At 70.6% G+C, this 7,263-nt stretch carries 7 protein-coding genes; 4 read left to right on the top strand and 3 right to left on the bottom strand.

The genetic code is table 11. The features are described 5' to 3' along the window. The 3 genes from AC07PF_RS23965 to AC07PF_RS23955 form a co-directional block, all read left to right on the top strand. Positions 1 to 312: EAL domain-containing protein (locus AC07PF_RS23965; RefSeq protein ID WP_494613518.1), on the top strand; the 312-nt coding region annotated here is incomplete at its 5' end. Next, positions 309 to 2,873, top strand: coding sequence for a putative bifunctional diguanylate cyclase/phosphodiesterase (locus tag AC07PF_RS23960; protein WP_494605109.1), 2,565 nt, complete (start codon positions 309 to 311; stop codon positions 2,871 to 2,873). The genes AC07PF_RS23965 and AC07PF_RS23960, both read left to right, overlap by 4 nt. A gap of 37 nt (positions 2,874 to 2,910) precedes the next feature. Further along, positions 2,911 to 4,149: an FAD-dependent monooxygenase gene (locus AC07PF_RS23955; RefSeq protein ID WP_108016748.1), complete on the top strand. Its 1,239-nt coding sequence runs from the start codon at positions 2,911 to 2,913 to the stop codon at positions 4,147 to 4,149. Here the strand turns inward: AC07PF_RS23955 and AC07PF_RS23950 are convergent. Continuing rightward, positions 4,146 to 4,499 carry a MerR family DNA-binding protein gene (locus tag AC07PF_RS23950; RefSeq protein WP_494613517.1) on the bottom strand — a complete coding sequence of 118 codons (354 nt, stop codon included), beginning with the start codon at positions 4,497 to 4,499 and terminating at the stop codon, positions 4,146 to 4,148. The genes AC07PF_RS23955 and AC07PF_RS23950 overlap by 4 nt on opposite strands. A 92-nt stretch (positions 4,500 to 4,591) precedes the next feature. On the opposite strand from AC07PF_RS23950, the gene AC07PF_RS23945 reads away from it, so the two are divergent. Next, entirely contained in the window at positions 4,592 to 5,053 is a 462-nt protein-coding gene (locus tag AC07PF_RS23945) for a hypothetical protein (RefSeq protein WP_494613516.1), read from the top strand. Here the strand turns inward: AC07PF_RS23945 and AC07PF_RS23940 are convergent. Then, positions 5,025 to 6,206, bottom strand: a complete 1,182-nt coding sequence (locus AC07PF_RS23940) for an MFS transporter (RefSeq protein WP_494613528.1) — start codon at positions 6,204 to 6,206, stop codon at positions 5,025 to 5,027. The two genes, AC07PF_RS23945 and AC07PF_RS23940, sit on opposite strands and share 29 nt — an antisense overlap. Positions 6,207 to 6,372: 166 nt before the next feature. Next, a complete protein-coding gene (gene kynA / locus AC07PF_RS23935) occupies positions 6,373 to 7,263 on the bottom strand; it encodes a tryptophan 2,3-dioxygenase (RefSeq protein WP_007848997.1) in 891 nt (296 codons plus the stop codon).

Raw genomic sequence — 7,263 nt, 5'->3', positions numbered from 1 at the left:
TACTCGTCCCTGTCCTACCTCAAGCGGCTGCCGCTGGACCAGATCAAGATCGACCAGAGCTTCGTGCGCGACGTGCTGAGCGACCCCAACGATGCGGCCATCGTGCGCACCATCCTGGCGCTGGCCAAGAGCCTGGACTTGCAGGTGGTGGCCGAGGGGGTGGAGACGACGGGGCAACTGGGGTTCCTTCGGCTGCATGGCTGCGAGGGGTTCCAGGGCTATCTGTTTGGCAGGCCTGTGCCGGTGGACCTGTTCGAGCGTGAACACCTGCCCGAGCCACCGGTCCCGGCCCCTGCCGCCGAAGCGCCATGACCGCCGTGCCAGGGCCCACCCCCGCCGCGCCCGCACCTGCCGCCACCGTGCTGTGGGTGGATGGCGATGCGCCGCACGCGCAAGCGGCCATCGCCGTGCTGGCCCAGCGCTGCCCGGGCTGGCGCGTGGTGCACAGCCCCTCGGCCGAGGCCGCCTCCCTGCTGCTGGCGGCGCAGACCTGGGATGCACTGGTGCTGTGCCTGGACCCCCAGATCCAGGAGCTGCCCAGCCTGCTCGAACTGTGTGCCGGGCGCCCGGTGCTGCTGTGCCTCGATGCGCAGCAGGAGGCCCTGGCGGCACGCGGCTTTCGCTGCGGCCTGGGGGACTACGCGCTGCGCGCAGCGGATGGCAGCCACCTGCCCGAGCTGGTGCACCGCCTGTCCGCGCTGGTGGGCCGCCAGGGCGCGGTCGCCGTCCCCGGGGCGGCGCAGCAGCCCATGCGCACGGTGGATGCACGCATCTGGCACGAGGCGCTGACCCTGCTGCAGGAGCAGCGCCAGGGCCTGCAGGTCACGCTGGCGAGCATGAGCCAGGGCATCTTCAGGACCGGGCCGGACGGGCGCATCACCATCTACAACCAGCGCGTGCTGGAGCTGCTGAACCTGCCCGAATCGCTGATGGCCGCCCGGCCCACCCTGGCCGAGCTCACGCAGCTGCAGGCCGAGCGGGGGGATTTCGGCAGCGGCTACAACCTGGTGGACCACCGCGGGCGCGACTACATTGCGCGCTCCGCCGTGGACCCCTCGCCCGAGGTCTACTGGCGCACCACGCGCGATGGCCGCACCTTCGAAGTGCGCACGACGCGGCTGCCCGATGGCGGGCTGGTGCGCACCTTCACCGACGTGAGCGACTATGTGCGTGTGGAAAATGAGCTGCGCGAGAGCGAGGCGCGCTTTCGCGGCCTGAGCGACCTGTCCTCCGACTGGTACTGGGAGCACGACGCCGACGGCCGCTTCGTGCAGCTGGCGGGCGATCTGAGCGTCAACGGCATCCCCCTGTCGAGCGTGATGGGCCGCACCCGCTGGGAGATCGGCGCGCTCAACATGGGCGATGCCGACTGGGACGCCCACCGCGCGGTGCTCGCGGCGCAGCAGCCGTTCCGCGACCTGGAGCTGCAGCGCCAGCGGCCCGATGGCAGCATGCACTGGATCTCGGTGAGCGGGGTGCCCGTGTTCGACGGCCAGAGCGTGCTGCGTGGCTACCGCGGCGTGGGGCGTGACATCACCGAGCGCAAGCAGGCCGAGCTGCAGATCGAGCGGCTGGCGTTCTTCGACGCACTCACCGGCCTGCCCAACCGCCGCCTGCTGATGGACCGCCTGCAGCGCGCCACCGTGGCGGCCGGGCGCAGCCACGCGCATGGCGCGCTGCTGTTCATCGACCTCGACAACTTCAAGGACCTCAACGACACGCTGGGCCACGACACCGGTGACCAGCTGCTGGTGCGCGTGGCCAGGCGCCTGCTGTCCTGCGTGCGCGAGAGCGACACCGTGGCCCGTTTTGGCGGTGATGAATTCGTGGTGCTGCTCGACGGCCTGCACAGCGACGTGGCGCATGCCAGCAGCGAGGCCGCGACCATTGCGCAGAGCATCCTGGCCGCCCTGGGCAAGCCCTACGACATGGACGGCATCAGCCACCACAGCACGCCCAGCATCGGCATCGCGCTGTTCGGGCAGCGCCCGTCCACGCCGGACGAGCTGCTCAAGCATGCCGACCTGGCCATGTACCAGGCCAAGGCGGCGGGGCGCAACACGCAGCGCTTCTTCGACCCCGACATGCAGGCCGCCGTGAGCATGCGCGCGGCGCTGGAGGCCGACCTGCGCCGCGGCCTGAACCAGCAGGAGCTGCTGCTGTACTGCCAGCCGGTGGTGGATGCCTCCGGCAAGCTGCTCGGCGCGGAGGCCCTGGTGCGCTGGAACCACCCGCGCCGGGGATTGGTGCTGCCCGGCGAGTTCATCCCGCTGGCCGAGCAGACCGGCCTCATCCTGCCGCTGGGCCAGTGGGTGCTGGAAGCCGCCTGCGCCCAACTGGTGCTGTGGTCGCGCAGCGCGCTCACGCGCCCCTTCTTCCTGTCGGTGAATGTGAGCGTGCGCCAGTTCCGCCAGCCCGATTTCGTGACCCAGGTGCTGGGTGCGCTGCAGGCCAGCGGCGCCAACCCCGAGCGCCTGCGCTTCGAGCTGACCGAAAGCCTGCTGCTCACCGATGTGGAGGACAGCATCGCCCGCATGGAGCAGTTGCGCCGCCACGGGGTGGGTTTTTCAATGGACGACTTCGGCACCGGCTACTCCTCGCTCAGCTACCTCAAGCGCCTGCCGCTGGACCAGCTCAAGATCGACCAGGGCTTCGTGCGCGACCTGCAGACCGACCCCAACGATGCCGCCATCGTGCGCACCATCCTGGCCCTGGCGCGCAGCCTCGATCTCTCGGTGGTGGCCGAAGGGGTGGAGACACCGGGCCAGTTCGAGTTCCTGCAGCGCCACGGCTGCCAAGCCTTCCAGGGCTACCTGTTCGCCCGCCCCATGCCGGCCGAGATGCTGGAGCGCGCCCTGCTTCCTGCGCCATGACAAACCCGGGGCGCACCGGGCGGGCGACAATCGGCGCATGAAGAAACAGGTGCTGGTGGCGGGCGGGGGCATAGGCGGGCTGGCTGCGGCCCTGGGCGCATCGCGCGCCGGCTGGGATGTGCGGCTCTACGAGCGCGCCGCGGCCTTCAGCGAGGTGGGGGCGGGCGTGCAGCTCGGGCCCAACGTGGTGCGCCGCCTGCAGGCCTGGGACCTGCACCGGCCGCTGCAGTCGGTGGCCGCGTTTCCGGCCCGCTTGCAGGTGCGCAGCGCCCTGTCGGGGCGCGAACTGGCCGAGCTGCCGCTGGGCGCCACCGCCATCGAGCGCTATGGCGCCGCCTATGCCACCATCCACCGCGCCGACCTGCACAGCCTGCTGCTGGCCGCCGTCACCAAGTACACCGACACCCAGCTGAACCTGGCGCACGCCATCGAGGGCTTCACCGACGGCAGCACGGCCACGAGCCCCATCCCGGGGGCCGAAACCGCCGTCACCGTGCGCACCAGCCGCGGCAAGGAGGTGGAGGGCGACGCGCTGGTGGGGGCCGACGGCCTGTGGAGCGGCACGCGCCTGCAATTGCTGGGCGGCACGGCACCGCGCGCCACGGGCCACCTGGCCTACCGTGCCCTGGTGCCACAGGAGGCCCTGCCCAAGGCCCTGCGTACCCAGCAGATCACCGCCTGGCTGGGCCCGCGCCTGCACGTGGTGCAGTACCCCGTGCGGCGTGGCGAGCTGCAGAACCTGGTGGTCATCATCGAAGGCCCGGCACCCGAAGACATGCAGGGCTGGGACCATGCCGCCAATGCCGCCGACCTGGAGCAGGCCCTGCAGCGCGCCTGCCCGGCGCTGCAGCACGCCGTGTATGGCGTGGCGGCCGCCGGTGGCGGCTGGCGCCTGTGGCCCCTGTGCGATCGACCGCCCGTGCGCGGCGCGGCAGAGATGGCGCAGGGCCTGGTGGCCCTGCTGGGCGATGCCGCCCACCCCATGCTGCCCTACTTGGCCCAGGGCGCGGGCATGGCCATCGAGGATGCGGCCGAGCTGCAGCGCGCCCTGTCCATGCACGACCTGGAGGTACCGCTGCGCCTGACGCGCTACGCCCTCAACCGCTGGCAGCGCAATGCCCGCGTGCAGGCGCGCGCCACGCGCAATGGCCGCATCTTCCACGCCATGGGGCCCGTGCGCTGGGGGCGTGACGCCTCGCTGCGCCTGCTGGGCGCGCGCGTGCTGGACCTGCCCTGGCTCTACCGCGGTGACGGTTCAGTGGCGAGCTCGCTCTAGGACGCCACGAGGGGACAGTCCGCCAGCACCCGCTCGGCCAGCGTCTGGCGCAGGGCCTGCAGCGCGGTGATGCGTGCGTCGATTTCGATCAGCTTGGCGGACAGCACCTCGGTGACGGCGGGTGCCGGGTCGGGCGCATCCCAGATCGCGGGCAGGCGGTCGCCGATCTCGGCCAGCGTGAAGCCCAGTTGCTGCGCGGTGCGGATGTACTGCACCAGCATCAGCACCTCGTCAGGATAGTCGCGGTAGCCGTTGGGCAGGCGGCGTGCGCGGATCAGCCCCTGTTGCTCGTAAAAGCGCAGGGCTTCGCGGCTCATGCCGGCGGCGGTGGCAAGTTCTCCGATCAGCATGGCATGGCTCCTTACCCAAAAAAGTGCTTGACCCTGAAGCGTACTTCAAGGTGGAAGCTCGGGGCCTTCTTCACTCCGAACTTTGTCACGCCATGCCCATTCCTGCCTTCTCAACGCCCCGCTACCTTGCCATCGTGCGCGCCAGCGGCTGGTACGACCTCATCGTGACCTGGCCCTTCGCCCTGCCGTGGACTTTTGCCTGGCTCTACGGCACGCTCACCTGGCTGTCGACCTCGCTGGGCCTGCCCGGCACCCTGCACCCGCTCGATGGCACCCACATGCTGCTGGCCAACCTGCTCGGTTCGGTGGTGGTGGTCTGGTCCATCGCGCGCATCTTGGCGCCCGGCGTGCTGCTGGGCCGGCTCGATGGCCTGGCGCGGTTCCTGTTCGCCACCTGGCAGGTCTACGCGGTGGCGCAGGGGGCCAGTGCCATCGTGCTCGGTTTCACCGCCTTCGAGCTGCTGTTCGGCGTGCTGCAATGGTGGCGCGTGGCCGGGCAGGGCGGTGTCGCCTGCCCCGCCAAAATCAGTGCGCGGGGGCCGGCAGCAGCCTGAACGACAGCACACCGGCTGCCAGCAACGCCGAGATGCTCAGCATCACGGCCACATACGGATCGGCGCCGCGCGCAGAGGCCAGCGAGGCGGCCAGCCCCGTGAGCCACTGCATCAGCGCCACGCCGAGGAACAGCGCCATGGTGAAAACCGCCATGGCGCGCCCGGTCATGGCCGCCGGGTAGGCCGAGCGCACGTCCGCGTACTGCAGCACCATGTAGCCCGAGAGCAGGCCCACGGCGATGGCGCCGCCCACGTCCAGCCACTCCTGGTGCAGCAGGCCGATGAGCAGGAACAGGCCGCACAGAACCACCGTGAAACCCGTGATCCAGCGCCTGCGGTGCGCCGGGCCGGGGTCCAGGCGGCCGAAGTACGCCGGGGTGAACAGCGACACCAGCGAGGACAGCATGGCCACGTTGCCGCTGGCCACCAGCGAGTAGCCGTGCCGCTCGATCAACAGCGGCCCCAGCCACAGCCCGCGCAGGGTCAGGAAGGACGCATACGTGGTCAGCGCCAGCAGCATGATGCCCGCGGTGTGCGGCAGCAGGAACAGCGCACCGAAGCCGCGCACGGCCGAGGCAATCGATTCGCGTGGAGCATCGGCGGTGTGCAGCGGCTCTACAGGCTCGTGCACCTGCCACCAGATCAGCAGCCAGGCCAGCGCCGCCAGCCCCGCCAGCACGCCGAAGCCCGCGCGCCAGGAGGAGTGCTGCACCAGCCAGGCCAGCGGCGTGCCCGTGAACAGCATGCCCAGGCCGCCGATGCCCATGGCCACGCCCGAGACCATGGCAAAGCGCCCCGGGGGGAAGTAGCGCGCGATGAACACCGTGCACACCAGGAAGGCCGGCGCGCAGCCCACGCCGATCAGCACCTGCCCGAGCAGCACCATGCCGTAGCCCGGTGCCAGTGCCGACAGCAGCGACCCGGCGATGGTCAGCGGGAAGGCCACCAGCAGCGTGCGCCGCACGCCGTACAGGTCGATGCCCACGCCCATGAACAGCTGCATGCCGCCGAAGGCGAAGGCAAAGGCCCCGGCGAATGCGCCCAGGGCCTGCGCCGACAGCCCGAACTCCGCGCGCAGCCCGGTGGCGATGATGGCCGTGATGGTGCGAAAGGCCTGGCTCAGCGCAAAGCCCGAGACCAGGGCCAGCAGCATGACCCAGGCGACCCGGGGGGCGAGCAGGGGCGAAGGGGGTGAGGGCTGGGCGGACTCTGCGGTCTGGGGCGGCAAGGGGTGTCTCCGGGAGGGCGCGCACGGTGCGCGCCGCGTTCGAGGGTACACGGTGCGCGGGCGACTGGCTGTCCCCCATGCGGAGGATGTCTCAGAGGTCCGTGCGCAGCTTCCAGATCTCGGGGAACAGCACCACGTCCAGCATCTTGCGCAGGTAGCTCACGCCGCCCGTGCCGCCGGTGCCGCGCTTGAAGCCGATCACGCGCTCCACCGTGGTCACATGGCGAAAACGCCACAGGCGGAAGGCGTCTTCCAGGTCGGTGAGCTCCTCGCCCAGCTGGTACAGGTCCCAGTGCTTGTCGGGCGCGCGGTACACGGTGAGCCAGGCCTGCTCCACGCCGTCGCTCTCGGCGTAGGGCAGGGTCCAGTCGCGCTCGGTGTGGCTGGCCGGCACGGGGATGCCGCGGCGCGCCAGCAGGCGCAGGGCCTCGTCGTACAGCGAAGGCGCCTCATAGGCGGCCTGCACCTGGGCCAGCAGGTCAGCGCGGTGCTCGTGCGGCTTGAGCATGGCGCGGTTCTTGTTGCCCAGGGCGAACTCGATGCTGCGGTACTGGTAGCTCTGGAAGCCGCTGGACTGGCCCAGGTAGGGCCGCATGGCGCTGTACTCGGGCGGCGTCATGGTGGCCAGCACGTCCCAGGCATGCACCAGCTGCTCCATGATCTTGGAGACGCGGGCCAGCATCTTGAAGGCCATTTGCAGTTCGTCCTGCGCAATGTGGCCTATGGCGGCGCGCAGCTCGTGCAGCATGAGCTTCATCCACAGCTCGCTGGTCTGGTGCTGCACGATGAACAGCATCTCGTCGTGCGCCGGCGACAGCGGCTTTTGCGCCGTGAGGATGGCGTCGAGCTGCAGGTAGTCGCCGTAGCTCATGCTTTGGCTGAAGTCGAGCTGGGCGCGCTCCTCGTGCACGATGGATTCAGGCTTGCCGCTGGCGGGGCCGGCCGCGCCGGGTTCTGCTGGGGTGTGGGAGAAGGGGCACAT

The sequence above is a fragment of the Acidovorax sp. GW821-FHT10A04 genome (genome assembly GCF_059415825.1).
This window is presented reverse-complemented; position numbering and strand designations above follow the sequence as displayed.

Bases quoted from the DNA above. Each gene is read 5' to 3' on its own strand.
- AC07PF_RS23955 (WP_108016748.1), top strand. From the start codon at position 2,911: ATGAAGAAACAGGTGCTGGTGGCGGGCGGGGGCATAGGCGGGCTGGCT.
- AC07PF_RS23960 (WP_494605109.1), top strand. From the start codon at position 309: ATGACCGCCGTGCCAGGGCCCACCCCCGCCGCGCCCGCACCTGCCGCC.
- AC07PF_RS23945 (WP_494613516.1), top strand. From the start codon at position 4,592: ATGCCCATTCCTGCCTTCTCAACGCCCCGCTACCTTGCCATCGTGCGC.
- kynA (WP_007848997.1), bottom strand. From the start codon at position 7,263: ATGTGCCCCTTCTCCCACACCCCAGCAGAACCCGGCGCGGCCGGCCCC.
- AC07PF_RS23940 (WP_494613528.1), bottom strand. From the start codon at position 6,206: ATGCTGCTGGCCCTGGTCTCGGGCTTTGCGCTGAGCCAGGCCTTTCGC.
- AC07PF_RS23950 (WP_494613517.1), bottom strand. From the start codon at position 4,499: ATGCTGATCGGAGAACTTGCCACCGCCGCCGGCATGAGCCGCGAAGCC.